At 71.7% G+C, this 19648-nt stretch carries 19 protein-coding genes; 5 read left to right on the forward strand and 14 right to left on the reverse strand.

The window, feature by feature from the left end; genetic code table 11:
• Nucleotides 1–100 precede the first annotated feature (100 nt).
• A complete protein-coding gene (pstS, locus tag V6N00_RS07735; protein ID WP_334231495.1) occupies nt 101–1234 on the reverse strand; it encodes a phosphate ABC transporter substrate-binding protein PstS in 1134 nt (377 codons plus the stop codon).
• A 227-nt stretch (nt 1235–1461) separates the two neighbouring features.
• Between pstS and V6N00_RS07740 the strand changes: the two genes are divergently transcribed.
• The 3 genes from V6N00_RS07740 to disA all read left to right on the forward strand — a co-directional run bounded on the left by V6N00_RS07740 (nt 1462) and on the right by disA (nt 5217).
• On the forward strand, nt 1462–2592 hold the full coding sequence (locus tag V6N00_RS07740) for an FUSC family protein (RefSeq protein WP_334231496.1): 1131 nt from the start codon (nt 1462–1464) through the stop codon (nt 2590–2592).
• Nucleotides 2593–2665: 73 nt separating this feature from the next.
• Nucleotides 2666–4099: a DNA repair protein RadA gene (gene radA / locus V6N00_RS07745; protein WP_334231497.1), complete on the forward strand. Its 1434-nt coding sequence runs from the start codon at nt 2666–2668 to the stop codon at nt 4097–4099.
• Nucleotides 4100–4152: 53 nt separating this feature from the next.
• Entirely contained in the window at nt 4153–5217 is a 1065-nt protein-coding gene (gene disA, locus V6N00_RS07750; RefSeq protein ID WP_334231498.1) for a DNA integrity scanning diadenylate cyclase DisA, read from the forward strand.
• 77 nt (nt 5218–5294) lie between these two features.
• Here the strand turns inward: disA and V6N00_RS07755 are convergent, their stop codons facing one another.
• Nucleotides 5295–5930 (reverse strand): hypothetical protein, encoded by a 636-nt coding sequence (locus V6N00_RS07755; protein ID WP_334231499.1) that lies wholly within the window; start codon nt 5928–5930, stop codon nt 5295–5297.
• An 84-nt stretch (nt 5931–6014) separates the two neighbouring features.
• Between V6N00_RS07755 and V6N00_RS07760 the strand changes: the two genes are divergently transcribed.
• The gene (locus V6N00_RS07760) at nt 6015–7088 is read left to right on the forward strand and encodes an HhH-GPD family protein (RefSeq protein ID WP_334231500.1); all 1074 of its coding nucleotides are present in this window, start codon (nt 6015–6017) and stop codon (nt 7086–7088) included.
• A 132-nt stretch (nt 7089–7220) separates the two neighbouring features.
• Here the strand turns inward: V6N00_RS07760 and dhaM are convergent, their stop codons facing one another.
• The 12 genes from dhaM to lysS all read right to left on the reverse strand — a co-directional run bounded on the left by dhaM (nt 7221) and on the right by lysS (nt 18929).
• Nucleotides 7221–7937, reverse strand: a complete 717-nt coding sequence (gene dhaM / locus V6N00_RS07765) for a dihydroxyacetone kinase phosphoryl donor subunit DhaM (protein ID WP_334231501.1) — start codon at nt 7935–7937, stop codon at nt 7221–7223.
• Nucleotides 7934–8602, reverse strand: coding sequence for a dihydroxyacetone kinase subunit DhaL (gene dhaL, locus V6N00_RS07770; RefSeq protein ID WP_334231646.1), 669 nt, complete (start codon nt 8600–8602; stop codon nt 7934–7936). Before dhaL ends, dhaM begins: the two co-directional genes overlap by 4 nt.
• Nucleotides 8603–8604: 2 nt before the next feature.
• Nucleotides 8605–9606 (reverse strand): dihydroxyacetone kinase subunit DhaK, encoded by a 1002-nt coding sequence (gene dhaK / locus V6N00_RS07775; RefSeq protein ID WP_334231502.1) that lies wholly within the window; start codon nt 9604–9606, stop codon nt 8605–8607.
• 155 nt (nt 9607–9761) lie between these two features.
• Complete coding sequence (locus tag V6N00_RS07780) at nt 9762–9935, reverse strand: CsbD family protein (protein ID WP_334231503.1); 174 nt, start codon at nt 9933–9935, stop codon at nt 9762–9764.
• Nucleotides 9936–10013: 78 nt separating this feature from the next.
• The gene (locus V6N00_RS07785) at nt 10014–10202 is read right to left on the reverse strand and encodes a hypothetical protein (protein ID WP_334231504.1); all 189 of its coding nucleotides are present in this window, start codon (nt 10200–10202) and stop codon (nt 10014–10016) included.
• A gap of 161 nt (nt 10203–10363) precedes the next feature.
• The gene (locus V6N00_RS07790) at nt 10364–10918 is read right to left on the reverse strand and encodes an amino-acid N-acetyltransferase (RefSeq protein ID WP_334231505.1); all 555 of its coding nucleotides are present in this window, start codon (nt 10916–10918) and stop codon (nt 10364–10366) included.
• Nucleotides 10908–13139 carry a prolyl oligopeptidase family serine peptidase gene (locus V6N00_RS07795; RefSeq protein WP_334231506.1) on the reverse strand — a complete coding sequence of 744 codons (2232 nt, stop codon included), beginning with the start codon at nt 13137–13139 and terminating at the stop codon, nt 10908–10910. The genes V6N00_RS07790 and V6N00_RS07795 overlap by 11 nt, the downstream gene beginning before the upstream one ends.
• A gap of 141 nt (nt 13140–13280) precedes the next feature.
• Nucleotides 13281–13724 (reverse strand): YtxH domain-containing protein, encoded by a 444-nt coding sequence (locus tag V6N00_RS07800; protein WP_334231507.1) that lies wholly within the window; start codon nt 13722–13724, stop codon nt 13281–13283.
• Nucleotides 13725–13934: 210 nt separating this feature from the next.
• Nucleotides 13935–16430: an ATP-dependent Clp protease ATP-binding subunit gene (locus V6N00_RS07805; RefSeq protein WP_334231508.1), complete on the reverse strand. Its 2496-nt coding sequence runs from the start codon at nt 16428–16430 to the stop codon at nt 13935–13937.
• Between the two features lie 277 nt (nt 16431–16707).
• Nucleotides 16708–17049: a histone-like nucleoid-structuring protein Lsr2 gene (locus V6N00_RS07810; RefSeq protein ID WP_334231509.1), complete on the reverse strand. Its 342-nt coding sequence runs from the start codon at nt 17047–17049 to the stop codon at nt 16708–16710.
• 94 nt (nt 17050–17143) lie between these two features.
• Nucleotides 17144–17308, reverse strand: coding sequence for a hypothetical protein (locus tag V6N00_RS07815; RefSeq protein ID WP_334231510.1), 165 nt, complete (start codon nt 17306–17308; stop codon nt 17144–17146).
• A gap of 79 nt (nt 17309–17387) precedes the next feature.
• Nucleotides 17388–18929, reverse strand: a complete 1542-nt coding sequence (gene lysS / locus V6N00_RS07820; RefSeq protein ID WP_416385048.1) for a lysine--tRNA ligase — start codon at nt 18927–18929, stop codon at nt 17388–17390.
• A 45-nt stretch (nt 18930–18974) separates the two neighbouring features.
• Between lysS and V6N00_RS07825 the strand changes: the two genes are divergently transcribed.
• Entirely contained in the window at nt 18975–19580 is a 606-nt protein-coding gene (locus V6N00_RS07825; protein ID WP_334231511.1) for a maleylpyruvate isomerase family mycothiol-dependent enzyme, read from the forward strand.
• Nucleotides 19581–19648: the final 68 nt, after the last annotated feature.

The raw sequence follows: 19648 nt of genomic DNA on the forward strand, positions 1-19648 counted from the left end.
CAATGGCCTTTCAGACGACGGGTCGCGTGGACATACCGGTGAACCACACAGGTGCCCTGCCCGAGATTCCGGGCAGGGCACCTGCAGGAGTGGCGACCGGTCAGGAAGCGACCTTGATGGTGGCGATCGCGGCCTTGGCCTGCTCGCTCAGCTTCGAGGACAGCGGGGCGTTGCCGGCCGAGTCGGCGGCGTCCTTCTGGCCCTGCTGGCTCACCACATAGTTCTCGAACGCCTTGACCAGGTCAACCGTCTTCTGGTCCTTGTAGGTGCTGCACACGACGTGGTAGGAGACCAGGACCACCGGGTAGGCGGAGGAGTCCTTCGGGGTGCGGTCCAGCGAGAGCGCGATGTCGTGCTCGGCACGGCCGGACTCGACGGAGGAGAGCTCGACGGCCTTGGAGGCGGCCTCCGGGGAGATGCCGACCCAGGAGTCACCGACCTTGACCTTGGCCTTGCCGATGGAACCGCCGATGGCGGACTCGTCGGCGTAGGTGACGGCGCCCTTGGTGTCGGTCACGGTCTTGACGACACCCTGCGTGCCCTTGGCGTTCTCGCCGCTCAGGGACGAGGGCCACACACCGTCGGCCTTGTCGGTCCAGGTCTTCGACGCGGCCTTCGCCAGGTAGTCGGTGAAGTTCTTGGTGGTGCCCGAGTCGTCGGAGCGGTGGACCGGGGTGATCGCCAGGTCCGGCAGCTGCGCGTTCGGGTTGTCGGCCTTGATCGCCGCGTCGTTCCAGTTCTTGATCTGGCCGCGGAAGATCTTCGCGATCGTGTCGGGAGCCAGGTTCAGGTCCGTCACGCCCGGGACGTTGAAGGCGACGGCGATCGGGGAGATGTAGACGGGGATGTCCATGGCACCGGTGGTGCACTGCTTCTTCGCCGAGGTGAGCTCATCCGACTTCATCGCCGCATCGGTGCCGGCGAACTGCACGGCGCCGGCGATGAACGCCTTGCGGCCCGCGCCGGAGCCGTCGGGCGAGTACTGCACGGTGGCGCCCGAGTTGGCGCCGGAGAAGCCGGCCTTCCAGGCGTCCATGGCGGCGTTCTGGGCCGAGGAGCCGGAACCGGTCAGGGTGCCGGAGACCGAGGCAGCCGCGGAGCCGGAACCGGAGGCGGCAGCAGCGGAGGAGGACCCGCCGGCCTGGCCGGTCGCGTTGTCCGAGCCGCACGCGGTGAGGGCGATGGCGCCGACTGCGAGAACGGCCGCAGCCTGGCTGACGCGAACAAACTTCACTGTGTAGTCCTTTACCTAGGATCGATCCGTCGCCGGCCCAATCCGGGCGACGGTCACGAGCACAACAGCAGTGACGGTAGGCAGCACAGGTGACGGGACCGGGCCGGTCACCTTAACGGAAGGTTAACGGCGGCCAGCGGTTCGCTCCGGGGCGCGTGATCCGTGTCTCCCCGCACGCGCGCCCGGCGGCCCGGCGGCCCTCGCCCGCCCACCCTAGACTTGCGTGCGTGCACGTGAGCGAGGTGTGGAGCAAGGGCAGGCGCTTCATCCGCGTGCGTTCGCGGGTCGGGCTGGCCCGGACCCGCAAGTCGGTGCTCCCGGCCGTCCAGATGACCATCTGCGGGGTCGGCGCCTACGCGTTCGCCGAGTTCGTGCTCGGCCACCAGGGCCCCATCTTCGCCGCCACCGCCGGTCTCGTCTCCCTGGGCTTCTCCCGCGAGCCGCGCGTGCGCCGGGTGCTCGAGGTCGGCGTCGGCTGCACCCTCGGCATCTCGGTCGGCGAGCTGCTGATCCTCGTGCTCGGCCACGGGCTGTGGCAGGCCGCCATCATCCTCTTCGTCTCGATCATGCTCGCCCGGTTCCTCGACCGCGGCGTCCTGTTCACCACACAGCTCGGCCTGCAGTCCCTGCTCGTCGTGCTGCTGCCCGTGCCCTCCTCGGGTCCGTTCACCCGGAGCATCGACGCCGTCGTCGGCGGTGCCATCGCCCTGCTCATCACCATGATCGTGCCGCGGGACCCCCGCACGGAGCCGCGCGCCGAGCTCAGCGCCCTGCTGCGCGAACAGGCGGGAATCCTGCGCGAGTCCGCAACGGCGGTGCAGGACACCGACGCCACCGCCGCGTGGCACGCCCTGGTCCGCGCCCGGGGCACCCAGTCGACGATCGACGCGATGCGGGTGACGCTGACCGGGTCCACCGAGATCGCCTCCCTCGCCCCGGCCTACCGGCGCCACCGGGACGAGCTCGCGAGTCTCGGCGAAGCCCTGTCCGCCGTCGACCTCGCCCTGCGCAACAGCCGCGTCTTCGTGCGGCGGCTGGCCTCCGTGCTCAACAACGCGGCGCTGAGCGAGAGCGGCGCCGAGAGCATCGTCGCGGTGCTGCGCGACCTGGCCGACGCGGTGGACTCCCTGGCCGCCGCGGTCGGCGAGCTGCGCTCCGACGGGCGGGACCGGCTGGTCCGGCGGGCCCGCTACGAACTCGGCGACGTCGCGACCCGGATGCACCCGCGGCTCCTGCACATCGAGCACCTCGAGGGTGAGACGCTCGTCGTCCTGCTGCGTCCCCTGGTCGTGGACCTGCTCGAGTCGACGGGCCTGTCCCACGAGGACGCGCGCGACTTCCTCCCCGACCTCGACTGAGGCCTCTCCCCCGGCTCGCCCCGTCGACCTGCCGTGCGCCGGTTCTGTCGGTGGCGCTGCCTAGGGTGGGACCATGAGCACGCGCACCACCACGGCCCGCAAGTCGGGGTCCGCCCGCACCGCCAACTACCGGTGCGCCGAATGCGGCTGGACCACCGCGAAGTGGATGGGCCGATGCACCCAGTGCCAGGCGTGGGGCAGCATCGAGGAGGTCGGCGGAGCGGTCGTCGGCCGCACGACCGCGGCCAGCCGCGTCTCGTCCCCGGCCCAGCCGATCACCGAGGTCGACGCGACCGCGGCCGCCTACCTGCGGACCGGTGTCGACGAGCTGGACCGGGTGCTCGGCGGTGGCCTCGTCGCCGGTGCCGTGGTGCTCATGGCCGGGGAGCCGGGCGTCGGCAAGTCGACGCTGCTGCTGGACGTCTCGGCGAAGCTGGCCGGGCGCGGCAGCGACGTGCTGTACGTGACCGGCGAGGAGTCCGCCGCGCAGGTCAAGCTGCGGGCCGAGCGCATCGACGCCGTCGCGGACCGGCTGTACCTGACCGCGGAGACGGACCTCGGCACGGCACTGGCACACGTCGAGGCCCTCGACCCGCGGCTGCTCGTGATCGACTCCGTGCAGACGCTCACCAGCACCGAGGTCGACGGCGTCGCCGGCGGCGTCACCCAGGTGCGGGAGGTCGCCGCGTCCCTGATCGCGGCGGCCAAGAAACGGAACATGACGACGCTTCTCGTCGGGCACGTGACCAAGGACGGGTCGATCGCCGGGCCGCGGCTGCTCGAGCACCTCGTGGACGTGGTGTGCCAGTTCGACGGCGAGCGGCACTCGCGGCTGCGGCTGCTGCGCGCGACGAAGAACCGGTTCGGTCCCACCGACGAGGTGGGCTGCTTCGACCTGACCGAGGACGGCATCGAGGGGCTCTCCGACCCGAGCGGCCTGTTCATCTCCCGCACCCGGGAGCCCGTGCCCGGCACGTGCGTCACCGTCACCCTGGAGGGCCGTCGCCCTCTGGTCGCCGAGGTGCAGGCGCTGCTGGCCCCGTCGACGCCCGGCGGCACACGGCGGGCGACGAGCGGCCTGGACGCGTCCCGGGTCTCGATGCTGCTCGCCGTGCTGCAGCAGCGCGCCGGGTACGCCGTCGGGGGCGACGAGAGCTACGTGGCCACCGTCGGCGGGGTGCGGCTCACCGAGCCGGCCGCGGACCTGGCCATCGCGCTCGCCCTCGCCTCGGCAAAACGGGGCGAGGCGGTGCGTCGGAACATGATCGCCTTCGGCGAGGTGGGGCTGGCGGGCGAGGTGCGTCCGGTGCCGGAGATCCTGCGCCGCATCCAGGAGGCCGCGCGCCTGGGTTACACCCACGCCATCGTGCCCGCCGCGCCGAACGGCCCCATCGCCGCTCCCCCGGGCGTCACCGTGCGGGAGGTCTCCTCCCTGAACGAGGCGCTCGCTGTGCTCTATCAGGGCGCACCGGAGGAGCAGCCCGGCGCGGCCGCCGCGCTGCACTAGGCTCGGACGGAACCGCCGGGGCGCGGCGCCGACCAGCAGGAGCGAGACCGACCATGAGCAGCATGCCGCGTGAGACGCTGGCGCGACTCGCTCCGGGCACCGAACTGCGCGACGGCATCGAACGCATCCTGCACGGCCGCACCGGCGCGCTCATCGTCCTCGGCTCCGACCGCACCGTCGAGCGGCTCTGCACCGGCGGCTTCGACATCGGCATCGAGTTCTCCGCCACCCGCCTACGGGAACTGGCGAAGATGGACGGGGCGATCGTCGTCGACCGGGACCTGACCCGCATCCTGCGCGCCGGCGTCCACCTCATGCCGGACCCGGCGATCGAGACCTCCGAGACCGGCACCCGGCACCGCACCGCCGAGCGGATGGCCCGGCAGACCGGCCTCCCGGTGGTCTCCGTCAGCCAGTCGATGGGGATCATCGGCCTCTACATGGGCGACATCAAGCACGTGCTGGAGGGGTCGGCGTCGATCCTCGCGCGCGCCAACCAGGCGCTGCAGACCCTCGAGCGGTACCGCAACCGGCTGGACCAGGTGACCACGGCGCTCTCCGCCTCGGAGATCGAGGCGGTCGCCACGGTCCGCGAGGTCGCCGTCACGCTGCAGCGCCAGGAGATGGTGCGCCGCATCTCCGACGAGATCCGCCAGTACGTCGCCGAGCTCGGCACCGACGGCCGGCTCGTCGACCTGCAGCTGGAGGAGCTGGTCGCCGGCCTCGGCCCCGACAGCCACATGCTGCTCGGCGACTACCTCGGCTCCGACCTGACCGCCGAGCAGGCGGACACCGCCGTGACCACCCTGCGCTCACTGACGTCCACGGAGATGATCGACCTGGCCGTGATCGCGCAGGCGGTGGGACTGATCGGCCCCGGGGAGAACCTCGACGTCCCGGTCCAGCCCAGCGGCTACCGGCTGCTCGCCGGGATGCAGGCGCTGCCGCGACCGGTGATCGAACGGCTGATCGCCCGGTTCGGTGACCTGCAGACCCTGATGGCGGCCAACGTCGAGGATCTGATGACCGTCGACGGTGTCGGTGATCAGCGCGCGCGATTGATCCGCGAGACCCTGTCCCGGATCGCCGAGACGAGCCTGCTCGACCGCTTCGGCTGAGCGGGACCATCGGGCGACCTTCTCGTGGGGCTGGTCCGTGACCGGCTCAGCGGCTCCTCATGGCAGCCGGAGCGGCATCACTGTAGCTGGAAGATCGTCTGCCCGCTGGCCCGGTCGCCGAGCTTGGCCTCGAGCCGGTAGTAGCCCGGGCGCGGCTCGGTCTTGACCGTGCTGCAGCCCGGCGTCGAGCGGTTGCGGTTCCACGGGAAGTTCGCCGAGTCGGTGGCACCGGCGCCGAGGCGCTTCTTGTTGTCCGACGGGTCCACCTGGCAGTCCTTCGAGGAGAACACCCGGTCGTTGCCGCTCGTGATGACGAACTCCATCTGGCTCGTGCCCACGTTGACCTCGCAGGGCACCGGGTTGCCGTTGATCACCCGCAGCGTCAGCAGGGGCTTCTCCCCCGGCGCGTAGACGGCCTTGTCCGTGGCGGCCTCGACGGTCACGCGCGACGGGTCGCAGGTGGCGGTGGGGGTCGGTGACGCAGTGGAGGGCCTGGCCGACGCGGTGGACCGGCTCGCGGTCGCGCTCGCCGTCGCGGTGTCGCCCGCTGGGGCCGCCTGCGGCTGGTCCGAGCGGCCGCTGACGGTCGTGACGAGCGCGATGATGCCGCCGAGCAGGGCGACGACGAGGACGAGGACGAGGAGCGCGGCGACCATCCGACGGCGGCGGAAGGTGGCCGCACTGGGCCCGCGGCCGCTTCCGTACGATGGCATGCTCACCAGCGTAGTGGCGGCGACGGTGGCCCCGCCGGTGACGCGCCGCCACGGCGGCAGCTCGCCTGTTCTAGCATCGAGAGCATGACGCAGGCAGGACCGGAAGACACCGTGGCACCGGTCCGACCCACCCCCGGAACGGGCGGCGGACTGCCCTCACCGGATGATGCGGGCGCCCTGCACGAGACCGTCATCGGCTGGTACCACCGGCACGCCCGTGACCTGCCGTGGCGTTCGGCGGACCGCACCGCGTGGGCCGTCATGGTCAGCGAGTTCATGCTCCAGCAGACCCCTGTCGTGCGCGTGCTGCCCGTGTGGGAGGAGTGGCTGCGCCGGTGGCCGACCCCCGCCGCCCTGGCCGCCGCGCCGAGCGGCGAGGCCGTGCGCGCCTGGGGCCGGCTCGGGTACCCCCGCCGGGCCCTCCGGCTGCACGCGGCCGCGAAGGCCGTCACGGAGCGGCACGGGGGCCACGTCCCCGCCGACGAGGAGGCGCTGCTCGCCCTGCCGGGCGTGGGCAGCTACACCGCCGCGGCCATCGCCGCGTTCGCCCACGGCCGCCGGACCGTCGTCCTGGACACCAACATCCGCCGGGTGTTCGGCCGTGTCCTGAGGGGGGAGGCGCTGCCCCGCCCGTCGATGACGGTCGCCGAGACCCGGCTGGCGCGCGTGCTTCTGCCGGCGGACGACGCGGAGGCCGCGACGTGGAACGTGGCGGTGATGGAGCTCGGCGCCCTCGTGTGCACGGCCCGCTCCCCGCGATGTGACGACTGTCCGCTGGCGGCACGCTGCGCCTGGCTCGCAGCGGGCCGCCCCGCACCGGAGCACCAGCCGACCGGACAGGCGTGGGCGGGTACGATGCGGCAGCTGCGGGGTGCGATCCTCGCCGTCGTGCGGGAGGCCCACCATCCCGTGGACCTCGAGGCACTCGTGCGCACGGCGACCGGGACCACCGTCGACCTGACGGGCAGCGACACCGACGGCGGCAGCAGCACCGGCACCGGCGGTACCGACAGCAGCCCCAGCGGTCCCCTGCGCACGCTGTCCGCGCTGGGTCATGACGAGGCGCGTGTCCGCACTGCCCTCGACGGGCTCGCCGCCGACGGCCTCGTCGCCCTGGACGGCGCCGGCCACGGACGGATGGTCCGCCTCCCGGACTGACGTCTCGCGCACCACCCGGACCGAGAGGCCGAGAGGGAGCAGCCGTCAGTCCTCGTCGAGAGATGTCCCATCGGGCGCTGCGGACGCACCGACGGGAACACCTGGTGACGAGCCGCCGAGAGGGAGGAGCCGTCAGTCCTCGTCGAAGCCGCGGCCCACGAGGTCGCCGACGGTCTCGATCGCCCGCTCCGCATCCGGTCCGGTGGACTCGACCGTCAGGCTCGCACCCTGGCCGGCGGCCAGCGTCATCAGCATCGTCACGGAGGCGCCGTCGACGCCGTTGACCCGGGTCTCCGCGTCAAGGCCGCCGAGCGCCTGGGCGAGCTTCGCGGCGGGCCGGGCGTGCAGGCCGACCGTGTTGATCAGGATGAAGGTGCCCGTCGCGCCCGGCTCGTCCTGCGTGACGGTGCCGGCGGCATCCGTGCCGGTCGCCACCCCGGAGGACGGGCCGCCGGCCGACGCGGTCCCGGCACTCCCGGCCGCCGACGCATCGGCGGCGACCCGGTCCAGGTCGGCTCCGCCCTGCGCCGCGACCGCGGCCGCCACGGCGCCCTCGACGAGGGGCGCGTCGGGCACCCGAACGAGGGCGCGGGCGTCGTCGTCGAGGAACTCGAGCACCGACTCGGCGGTCATCACCGCAGACCCGAGATCCGTGAGCACGACGACGCCGTCACCGCTCTGCGCCGACTCGACGGCCGCCATCACCACCTCGAGGCTCGTGCCGATGCCACCGTCGTCTGTCCCGCCGGCGGGCACGATCGTCACGTCGGCGGCCATCTGGGCGGCGAGATCGCGCACGCCCTCGGCGATCTTCGGGCTGTGGGAGACGATGACGAGGCCGACGCTCACGCGCCGGACCCGTCCGTCGCTCCGGCCTCCGCGCCGGCGCCGGCGGCGTCCGCGGCGGCCCGCAGCAGCAGCACGGTGGACACGGCGCCGGGGTCCCGGTGCCCCACACTGCGCTCCCCGAGGTAACTGGCTCGCCCCTTGCGGGCCTGCAGCGCGTCCGTCGACTCCGCGCCGGTCTGGGCGGCGTCCGCCGCCGCGGCGAGGACCTCGGCGGGCGAGGCGCCGTTCGAGGCCGCTTGCTCTGCGGCGTCGACGGCGGGCGTCCACGCGTCGACCATGGTCGCGTCGCCCACCTCGGCCTTGCCGCGGCTGACGACGCCGTCGCGGGCCGCGGCCAGGGCTGCGGCGAGCGCCTCCGCCGAGGCGTCACCGTCGCCGAGGCTCGTGGCCGCCCGCAGGAACGCCGTGCCGTAGAGCGGCCCGGCCGCGCCCCCGACCTTGGACATCAGCGTCATCGCGACCATCTTCAGCACCGCGCCGGGCCCGGTGAACTCGTCGCCGAGCTTCTCCCGCGCGGCGGTGAAGCCCCGGTCCAGGTTCTCGCCGTGGTCGCCGTCGCCGATCGCCCGGTCCAGCGCCACCAGCTCGGTGCGGTGCTCGGCGACGGCGTCCGCGGCGGCGCCGATCCAGCGCACCGCCCACGCGGTGTCCAGGCTCTCCGCCACGCTCACGCCCCCCACCGCAGCGCCGCGGTGTGCACCGGCTCGTCCCACAGGGTCAGCATCTCGTCGTCGACCCGCAGCACGGTCACCGAGGCGCCCTGCATCTCCAGCGACGTCGTGTAGTTGCCCACCAGGGAGCGCTCGATGCTCACCCCGGTGCGGTCCAGCAGCGCGGCGGCGGCGCGGTAGACGATGTACAGCTCGGACAGCGGGGTGCCGCCCATGCCGTTGACGAACAGGAGCACCCGTTCGCCCGAGGCGAGGCCGAGGTCGTCGATGACCGGTTGCACGAGGTGCTCGGTGATCGCGTCGGCCGGTTCGAGCTTGCCGCGGCGGCGTCCGGGCTCGCCGTGGATGCCGATGCCGATCTCGATCTCGTCTTCGCGCAGCTCGAAGCTCGGGTCCCCCGCGTGCGGGACGGTGCACGGGGTCAGCGCGACGCCCATGGACCGGACGTTGGCGACGACCCGTTCGGCGACGGCGACGACGGCGTCCAGGTCGTCCCCGCGTTCGGCGGAGGCACCGGCGATCTTCTCGACCAGCACGGTGCCGGCCACACCGCGGCGTCCGGCGGTGTACAGCGAGTCCTCGACGGCCACGTCGTCGTTGACGAGGACCTGCCGGACGGTGCTGCCGTCCGCCTCGGCCATCTCGGCGGCCGCCTCGAAGTTGAGCACGTCGCCCGTGTAGTTCTTCACGATGTGCACGACGCCGGCCCCGCCGTCGACGGCGGCGGTCGCGGGAATGATCGCGTCCGGGGTGGGCGAGGTGAACACCGGCCCCGGCACGGCGGCGTCGAGCATGCCCCGCCCGACGAATCCGGCGTGCAGCGGCTCGTGCCCGCTGCCTCCGCCGGAGACCAGGCCGACCTTGCCGCTGCGCGGGGCGTCCTTGCGCACCACGTACAGGGGGTCGGGGTTGACGGTCACGACATCGGCATGGGCACGGCCGAATCCCTCGACCGACTCGGTGACGACGTTCTTCGGGTCGTTGATGAGCTTCTTCATCGAATCTCCTGGTCAGTCGGTCCGCGCGCCGTCATCGCACGTCGCCGCGGTGAGACGACAGTACCGCCGCCCCCGGACACGGGAAAGGGGCGGGAACCCGCAGGTCCCCGCCCCTTCCTCCGGTTGCCGTCCATGAAGCGGACGACGGTCGGACGTCAGTGCTTGAACGCATCCTTCACGTTCTCGCCGGCCTTCTTGACGTCGGCGCCGGCCTGGTCGGCACGGCCCTCCGCCTCGAGGCTCTCGTTGTCGGTGCCCTTGCCGGCGGCTTCCTTGACCTTGCCGCTGGCGTCCTGGGCAGCATTGCTGATCTTGTCTCCGAGGCCCATGGGCACTCCTTTCCTCGGTTCGGCACCCTCATGGCACCGGACGGGTGTGGGGGCGGCTACGGTGCCGCCGCGAGGGGACTACTGGCCCTGGCCGGCGTCTACGCCGTCGCCGCCTCCGAACTTCTCCTGCGCGGCGTCGATGCCCTGGTTGATCTGGTCACCGTGCTCACCGAGCTTGTCGCCGTGCTGCTCCTGCAGGTCGTCGATCTTGTCGGCGTTGTCGCCCAACGCTTCCTTGCCCTTGTTCAGCGCGTCATCGAATCCCATGATCTGTTCCCTCTCGGGTCGGGGATGGAGCATGACCGCGGTGGTGGCTGACGTGGAGTCGAGCCTCCGTCCGCGTCCCCACACTAAGCAGACTGTGTGGTGAGTGTCCAGTGGCCCGGGCGCCTTGCCGGTCGACGGTCAGGAATCGTCGAGCCCGCTGGTCAGGGCGCCACCGGATCACGTCGGTCCAGCCGCCGGATCATGCGCGTGTTGCCCAGCGTGTTCGGCTTGACCCGCGCCAGATCGAGGAACTCGGCGACGCCCTCGTCGTGCGAGCGCAGGAGCTCCGAGTAGATCGCCGGGTCGATGCTGTCCTGGTTCGCCATCACGACGAACCCGTGCCGGGTGAAGAAGTCCACCTCGAACGTCAGGCAGAACACGCGGGAGACGCCGAGGTCCCGGCCCCGTTCCAGCAGCGCGTCCAGCAGGGCGTGCCCCACGCCCCGCCCGCGCCACTGCGTCGACGTGGCGAGGGTCCGCACCTCCCCCAGGTCCTCCCACATCACGTGGAGGGCCCCGCAGCCGATCACCGTGCCGGCGTCGTCCTCCGCGACGAGGAACTCCTGGATGCCCTCGTAGTAGGCGACCGCCTCCTTGGAGATGAGGACGCGCTGCTCGGCCAGCGGGGCGACGAGGTCCCGGATCGGCCCGACGTCGGACGTGCGGGCCCGGCGCAGGGTGTATCCCGGCCGCGGTGACGCGGCCTCAGCGGTCATCGTGCTGCCCGGGAGGCTCCTCGGTCCGATCCTCGGCGGGTTCCTCGGCCACGGCGCGGGTCAGTCCGAGCTCGGACGGCAGCGCCCGCTCGGTGCCGAGGACGTGCTCGGCGAGGAACGCCTCGACCACGCCGTACCAGACCTTCGCGTTCTGCGGCTTGAGCACCCAGTGGTTCTCGTCGGGGAAGTAGAGGAACCGGTGCGGGCTCTGCCCGTCGTCGTCGGCGGGCAGACCGGACCGCGAGAGCAGCTCGTACCACAGCCGCAGTCCCTCGTTGATGGGCACGCGGTAGTCCTTGTCGCCGTGGATGACGAGCACCGGCGTGCGGATGTCCTCCACCGCGTGGTGCGGGGAGTTCGCGTCGGTCATCGCCGGGGAGAGCTCCTTCTCCCAGTACAGCGACATGTCGGTCGTGCGGGCGAAGTTGTCCAGCGCCCACAGGGAGGCATGGGTGACGATCGCGTCGAACCGGTCGGTGTGGCCGGCCACCCAGTTGGCCATGTACCCGCCGAAGGAGCCGCCCATCGCGGCCGTCCGGTTCTCGTCGATGTCCGGGCGGGCGACGACGGCGTCGGTGACGTCCATGAGGTCGGTGTAGGGCTTGTCCCCCCACGCTCCCCAGCCGCGCTGGATGAAGTCCTGCCCGTAGCCGGTGGACAGCGCCGGGTCCGGGAGCAGCACCGCGTAGCCCTGCGCGACGAGCAGCCACGGGCACCAGCGCCAGCTCCAGCTGTTCCAGGAGCCGAGCGGGCCACCGTGGATCCACAGCAGCAGCGGCGCGGGCGCGTCCGGACCCGCGCCGGCGGGCATCGCGAGCCACGCTCGCAGCGGGGTGCCGTCGGCGGCCTGCGTGCGGACCTCCTCGAGCCGGCCGGGCAGCTCCGGCCGGGCGACCGGGCCGCGCAGCGTGGTCACGTCGCCGGTCTCCAGGTCGATGCGCACCGGCTCGGCCGGGTGGGCGTAGCTCGCCTGCAGGGCGTAGGCGGCGCCGTCCTTGCCGACGACGACGTCGGTGTAGGACGCGTCGTCCGTCGTCACCTGGCGTACGGCCGAAGTGGCGACGTCGACGACGAACACGGGGCTGCGCCCGTCCTGGTCGGCGGTGACGACGACGCCGGAGCCGTCGGGCAGCCAGGCGTACGGGTGCCCCCACCGGTCCCACTCGTGGGCGAGCGGGGTGACCTCGCCGGTGCGCAGGTCGAGCAGCATGAGCTGCAGCTGGGCGGCCAGCTCGGGGGTCGTGCGGCGCTCGCGCACGACGACGGCGCGGGTGCTGTCGGGGCTGATGGGGCCGGTCATGTAGTCCCAGTCCGCGTCCTCGACGAGCCGGATCCGCTCACCGGTGGCGACGTCGACGCGGATCAGGACGTTCCGCAGGTCGGCGCGGGCGACGGCGAGCGTCTGACCGGCGAGCACGACGGTGCCGTCGGGGCTGAGGACCTGCTCGGCGTGCATGAGCCCGTTGCCGATGCCGACGGTGATGGGCCGCAGCTCGGTGGGGGCGGTCGCGTCGGTGGTGCCCGGCATGGGCGCCGGCCGGTCCGCCGGCCGGTCCGCCGGCCCGGATCCGCCGCCGGCGCTCTCCTCGAGGGCGAACAGGCGCGGCTCGTCCGGCCCGAGGTCGGCGTCCCAGAACCGGACGGGATAGCCGGCGTGCAGGATGGCCGAGACGGTGGCGGTCTTGCGCGCCGCGCGCAGCTGCGCGTCCTCGGCCTCGTCGTGGGCGCCGGGCAGCACGCTCGCGCGCACGACGGTGACGTCCGCATCCGCCGCGGTGAGCACGGGGCCGAGGCCGCCCAGACGGCTGTGCAGGACGCGGGCCTCTCCGCCGGCGGCGGGGATCGACCAGAGGGCCGTCACCGGCTCCTCGCCGTCGTCGGCGCCGGGGTCCGGGCGGGCGGAGGTGAAGAGCAGGTCCCCGCTCGCGGTGAACGCCGCTCCGGCCTCACCGGCGGCGCTGCGGGTCAGCCGGACGGCGGGCGCCTCGCCGCGGGTGTCGACGGCCCACAGGGCGGTGCTGTAGCCGGTGCCCTTGCCGTTCAGGGTCGCCACGCCGGTCACCAGCCGCGTCCCGTCGGGGCTCAACGCGAGCCCGGAGACGCGCGGGATGTGCACGTAGCGGTCGAGGTCACCGAAGTCGGCGGCGGTCGCCGGGGACGCGGTGGTGTTCGCGGTGTCGGCGGTCGGAGTCGCGGGAGTGGTCGCGGTCACGTCGGTCATGTCCCATCTCTATCACTGCTGGTCGGCGTCATGGCAGGTCGGGGAGGTCTCCCGGTCAGGGAAAGGTCGCATCCGGACGCACGACGGCGGACCCATCCGTCCCCCGGATGGATCCGCCGTGTGGTGGTGTCGTCGGTCGCGTCAGTGCTGGTCGCCCTGATCCACGACGTGCGGCTCGTAGTCGCTGCTCGTGCCGCCGGTGTCCGGGTCGGTCCCATCGTCGTGCGACGTGCGGTCCTTCGCGGTGCCGACCGCCTGATCCGCCTTGGCGGAGACCGTGTCGGCGGCGTCGGAGGCCTTGCCGGAGACCGTGTCGGCGGCGTCGGAGGCCTTGCCGGAGATGGTGCTCGCGGCATCGGAGGCGGCGTTCTTGGCCTTCTCCGCACCCTCCTGGACCTTGTCGGCCACGACGGGCGCCTTCTCCTTGGCCCATTCGGTGCCCTGATTGACCTTCTGCTGCACCTTCGGGTCGTTGACGAAGCCCGTCACCTGGGCGCGCAGCTTGTCATAGGTCTCCCGGCCTGCACGGGTTCCGAGCACGAAACCCACGCCCGCTCCGACCAGGAAGATCGCTTTCTTGAGCATGTGGCACTTCCTCTCCTCGTGGCGGGCCGTTTCCCCGCGTCGCCTCTCAGCCTACTGATGATGCCCGGACGTGCCCAGCCGCGTCCACGGGACGGGCACGCGCGCGGCCGGTCGAGGTGAACCGGGGGACCGTCGACGAACGACGACGGGCCCGGGACCGGCCGCGCGGGGCGGCGGTCCCGGGCCCGTCGAACGGCCGGGTGGGCGGGGTCAGGCCGACGGCACCGTGTCCGGCACGGACGGCTTCGAGGTGCCCTCGAACGTGAACTTCGCGAGGTCGTCCTCGCCCGCCACGTCGACCAGGACGACCTGGCCGGCCGAGAGCTCCCCGAACAGGATCTTCTCGGACAGCTGGTCCTCGATCTCCCGCTGGATGGTCCGGCGCAGCGGCCGCGCACCCATCGAGGGGTCGTACCCGCGGGTGGCCAGCAGCTTCTTGGCCTCCGTGGTCAGCTCGATGCCCATGTCCTTGTCCTTGAGCCGGGTCTCCAGCCGCGCGACGAACATGTCGACGATCTCGATGATCTCGTCCTGCGTCAGCTGCGGGAACACGACGATGTCGTCGACGCGGTTGAGGAACTCGGGCCGGAAGTGCTGGCGCAGCTCCTCCTGCACCTTGGCGCGCATCCGCTCGTACGAGGTCTGCGTGTCGGTGCCGGACTGGAAGCCGGTCAGCACGCCCTTGGCGATGTCCCGGGTCCCCAGGTTCGTCGTCATGATGATGACCGTGTTCTTGAAGTCCACGACGCGGCCCTGGCTGTCGGTCAGGCGGCCGTCCTCGAGGATCTGCAGCAGCGAGTTGAAGATGTCCGCGTGGGCCTTCTCCACCTCGTCGAACAGGACCACCGAGAACGGACGACGGCGGACCTTCTCGGTCAGCTGGCCGCCCTCCTCGTAGCCGACGTAGCCCGGAGGCGAACCGAACAGCCGCGAGACGGTGTGCTTCTCGGAGAACTCGCTCATGTCCAGCTGGATCAGGGCGTCCTCCTCGCCGAAGAGGAACTCGGCGAGGGCCTTGGCCAGCTCGGTCTTCCCGACGCCGGTGGGGCCGGCGAAGATGAACGAGCCGCCCGGGCGCTTCGGGTCCTTCAGGCCGGCACGGGTGCGGCGGATGGACTGGCTGATGGCCTTGATGGCCTCGTCCTGCCCGACGACCCGCTTGTGCAGCTCGCCCTCCATGTTCTTCAGGCGCGAGGACTCCTCCTCGGTCAGCTTGAACACGGGGATGCCGGTGGAGTTGGCGAGCACCTCGGCGATGAGCTCCTCATCGACCTCGGCGACGTCGTCCATGCCCCCGTTGCGCCAGGCCTGCTCCTTCTCGGAGCGCTCGGCGACGAGCCGCTGCTCCTTGTCGCGCAGCGACGCGGCGCCCTCGAAGTCCTGCGCGTCGATCGCGGACTCCTTCTCCTTCTTCAGGTCGGCGATCCGGTCGTCGATCTCCTTCAGCTCCGGCGGCGCCGTCATCCGGCGGATGCGCAGGCGGGCCCCGGCCTCGTCGATCAGGTCGATCGCCTTGTCCGGCAGGAACCGGTCGGAGATGTAGCGCTCGGACAGGCTCGCGGCCGAGGCCAGCGCGCCGTCGGTGATGGACACGCGGTGGTGCGCCTCGTACCGGTCGCGCAGGCCCTTGAGGATCTCGATCGCGTGGGCGACCGACGGCTCGGAGACCTGGATCGGCTGGAAGCGTCGCTCGAGCGCGGCGTCCTTCTCGATGTGCTTGCGGTACTCGTCCAGCGTCGTGGCGCCGATGGTCTGCAGCTCACCGCGGGCGAGCATGGGCTTGAGGATGCTCGCGGCGTCGATCGCGCCCTCGGCGGCACCGGCCCCGACGAGAGTGTGGATCTCGTCGATGAACAGGATGATGTCGCCGCGGGTGCGGATCTCCTTGAGCACCTTCTTCAGGCGCTCCTCGAAGTCACCGCGGTACCGGGAGCCGGCCACCAGGGACCCGAGGTCCAGGGTGTAGAGCTGCTTGTCCTTGATCGTCTCGGGAACGTCGCCGCGGACGATCGCCTGGGCGAGGCCCTCGACGACGGCGGTCTTGCCGACGCCGGGCTCGCCGATGAGGACCGGGTTGTTCTTGGTGCGGCGGGAGAGGACCTGCATGACGCGTTCCATCTCCTGCTCGCGCCCGATCACGGGGTCGAGCTTGCTCTCGCGCGCGGCCTGCGTCAGGTTGCGGCCGAACTGGTCGAGCACCACCGAACCGGCGGGCTGGCCCTCGTTCTGACCTGCGCCGACGCCGGCGGAGGCGTTCTCCTTGCCACCCTGGTAGCCCGAGAGCAGCTGGATCACCTGGTTGCGGACGCGGGACAGGTCGGCGCCGAGCTTGACCAGCACCTGGGCGGCGACGCCCTCACCCTCGCGGATGAGGCCGAGCAGGATGTGCTCGGTGCCGATGTAGCTGTGGCCGAGCTGCAAGGCCTCGCGCAGGGAGAGCTCGAGGACCTTCTTGGCGCGCGGGGTGAACGGGATGTGTCCCGACGGCGCCTGCTGGCCCTGGCCGATGATCTCCTGCACCTGCTCCCGGACCGCGCCGAGCGAGATGTTCAGCGACTCGAGCGCCTTCGCCGCGACCCCTTCGCCTTCGTGGATGAGGCCCAGGAGGATGTGCTCGGTACCGATGTAGTTGTGGTTGAGCATGCGCGCCTCTTCCTGGGCGAGCACGACGACCCTGCGGGCTCTGTCGGTGAAACGTTCGAACATTGGGCACACTCCCTAGCTGATGCGTACTGACGATGCTACGTGCGCGGCCCTGCCCCGTGGCCAGTTGTTCGCCACAGGCGAGATGGGCGTTCCACCGGGTGTTCGTCGCCCGCCACCCCGGCGGATCGGGGGCGCCGGTGCCCGGGACGACGAATGCGGACCGGCCCGGGGGCCGATCCGCACTTGTCGTCCACCGGGTGACGGTCCGGTGGACGGTGACTGCTGGTGTTTCTGTGCTGCTGGTGGTGTCATGCGATGGGTCCGCGCGACACCTCAGTCACTGACCGTGGGCCTTGCGGTACGCATCCTGGATGTCGGAGTGCACGCGCCCCCGGTCGCTGACCGTGTAGCCGTTCTCGCGCGCCCATTCGCGGATCCGCGCGGTGTCCTGGTTCCGGCCGGAGCCGGACGCATTCTTGCTGCTGCGCGTCGAGGAGGAACGGGTCCCCGATCGCCGCGCCTTGGACACGAAGGGCTTGAGTGCCTCACGGAGTTGATCCGCATTGTCCGTGGACAGATCCATCTCGTAGTTCGCGCCGTCGAGCCCGAACCGGACGGTTTCATCGGCGGTGCCGCCGTCGAGATCATCCACCAGGATGATCTTCACCTTCTGAGCCAAGTCAACTCCTCTGGGGAAATGTGCTTGCAAGAATTCCCGGGGTCCGAGGAATTCTTCTCAAGTATGGATATTCCCGCGAGCGGAGTCAAAGACGTCAGCCGTCGGTCGAATGATTTCTGCGGTATTTCTCCTCGGCCTCGGCGAATGCGCGTCGCTCGGAACGATCCGCATTCAACAGTGCACGCATGGCGATGAAGAACAACACGCCGACGCCGACGGAGGGAAGCAGCACCGCGACTGCTGCCAGGAAATCGTTCACGGTGTCAGGGTAGACCGGTCGGCTGGGCGAATGCTCACAGCGGGCGGCCCTGCCGCGACGGTGCGATGGCCACGCCGGATCACTCGGGCTTCATCAGGGGGAAGAGGATGCTCTCGCGGATCCCGACGCCCCTGAACAGCATGACGAGCCGGTCCATCCCGAGGCCGATGCCGCCCATCGGCGGGGCGGCGTACTCGAGGGCCCGCAGGAAGTCCTCGTCCAGCTGCATGGCCTCCTCGTCACCGGCGGCCGCCTGCAGGGACTGCGCCGTCAGGCGTTCCCGCTGGATGACCGGGTCGATGAGCTCGGAGAACGCGGTGCCGGTCTCGGTTCCGGCGATGATCAGGTCCCACGCCTCGATGACGCCGGGGATGCTGCGGTGCGGCCGGGCGAGCGGTTGGGCGATGGGCGGGTAGTCGCACACGAAGGTCGGCTGCAGGAGCGTGTGCTCGATGAGCTCCTCGAAGAGCTTCATGACGATCTTCTGGTCGATCGCGTCGGCGGGCAGCTCGACGTCGTGCGCGGCGGCGATGCGGCGCAGGTCCTCGATGCCGGTCTGCGGGGTGACCTCCTCGCCCACGGCCTCGGAGACGGCCGGGTAGACGGAGAGCCAGCGCCACTCGCCCTCCAGGTCCACGGTGCCGGCGGCGGTCTCGATGCGGGTGCGGCCCAGCGCGTGGGCGCAGGCGAGGATCATCTCGCGCATCCGGTCGGCCATGACGAACTGGTCGGCGTAGGCCTCGTAGCACTCGAGCATCGTGAACTCGGGGCTGTGGGTGGAGTCCACGCCCTCGTTGCGGAACACGCGGCCGATCTCGTACACGCGGTCCAGACCGCCGACGACGGCGCGCTTGAGGTACAGCTCGGTGGCGATGCGCAGGGACATGTCCTGATCGAACGCGTTCATGTGGGTGTTGAACGGGCGCGCCGTCGCACCACCGTGCACCAGCTGGAGGATCGGGGTCTCGACCTCGACGTAGCCGCGGGCGTCCAGGGTCTGGCGGACCGTCCGGGTGATCGTGGCCCGGTCGAGGACGGTCTGCCGCGCCTCCTCGCGCACGATCAGGTCGACGTAGCGCTGCCGGACCCGGGTCTCCTCCGACAGGTCGTTGTGCAGCGTCGGCAGGGGCCGCAGCGCCTTGGACGCCATCTCCCACCGGTCTGCCATCACGGACAGCTCGCCGCGGCGGGAGCTGATCGCCTCACCGTGCACGAAGACGTGGTCGCCGAGGTCGACGACGGCCTTCCACTGCGCGAGGGACTCCTCGCCGACGCCGGCGAGGCTGATCATCGCCTGCAGCCGGGTGCCGTCACCGGATTGCAGGGTCGCGAAGCACAGCTTGCCGGTGTTGCGCAGGAACACGACCCGGCCGGCGACGCCCACGTGCTCACCCGACGCCTCGTCCGCGGCCAGGTGCCCGTACGTCCCGCGCACCTCGGCGAGCGTGTGCGTGCGTTCGACGCCCACGGGGTACGGCTCGACGCCCGCGTCCAGGAGGCGCCGGCGCTTGGCGGCGCGCACCGCGATCTGCTCGGTGCTCTGCTGGCGCAGTTGCTCCTCGGAGGAGCCGTCGGCCGGCTCCGGAGACTGCGGGCTGGACGCGGGAGTCGGTGTGGTCACGGTATCCAAGGGTATCGGGCCGAGCGGGTGGCCTACGATTCCCGCATGCAGGTCACCGTCCGCTTCGCTGCGGCCGCCTCCGCGTTCACCGACCTCGTCACCCGGATCGGGCCCGACGACTGGGAGCGGCCGGGTCTGGGCGCCTGGTCGGTGCGCTCCCTGACCGGCCACGCCGCCCGGGCGCTGACCACGGTCGTCGATTACGTGCAGCGGCCCGCGCCGGAGCGCGAGGTGCCCGACACGACGGCCTACTTCCTGGCCGCCCACGGTCACGACGCCGAGGTGGCCGCCCGCGGGGTGCAGGCCGGGGTGGCCCTCGGGGCGGACCCGGCGACGGCGGTGGCGCAGCTGGCCGCGCAGGCCACGGCCGCCGTCGACGCCGCGACGGCGGGCGGCGCGGACCCGGTGATCCACACCGCGGGCGGCGGCATGCTCCTGAGCGACTACCTGCCCACCCGCTGCTTCGAGCTCACCGTGCACAGCCTCGACATCGCCCACGCCTGCGGCATCGACGCGAACCTGGACCCGGGGTCGATCGCGGACGCGGTGGACACCGCCCTGCGCGTGGGCATCCGCACCGGCAACGCCGAGACCGTGCTGCTGGCGCTCACCGGCCGAGCGGACCTGCCGACCGGTTTCACGATCCTGTGACGCATTCCACAGCAATTCCTCGGCGATCGGCGTCGCTGAACCAGGACGTCGATTTCCTCGCCGGCGCG

Origin of the sequence: Tersicoccus mangrovi (genome assembly GCF_036881825.1) — a bacterium.
Lineage (GTDB): Bacteria > Actinomycetota > Actinomycetes > Actinomycetales > Micrococcaceae > Tersicoccus > Tersicoccus mangrovi.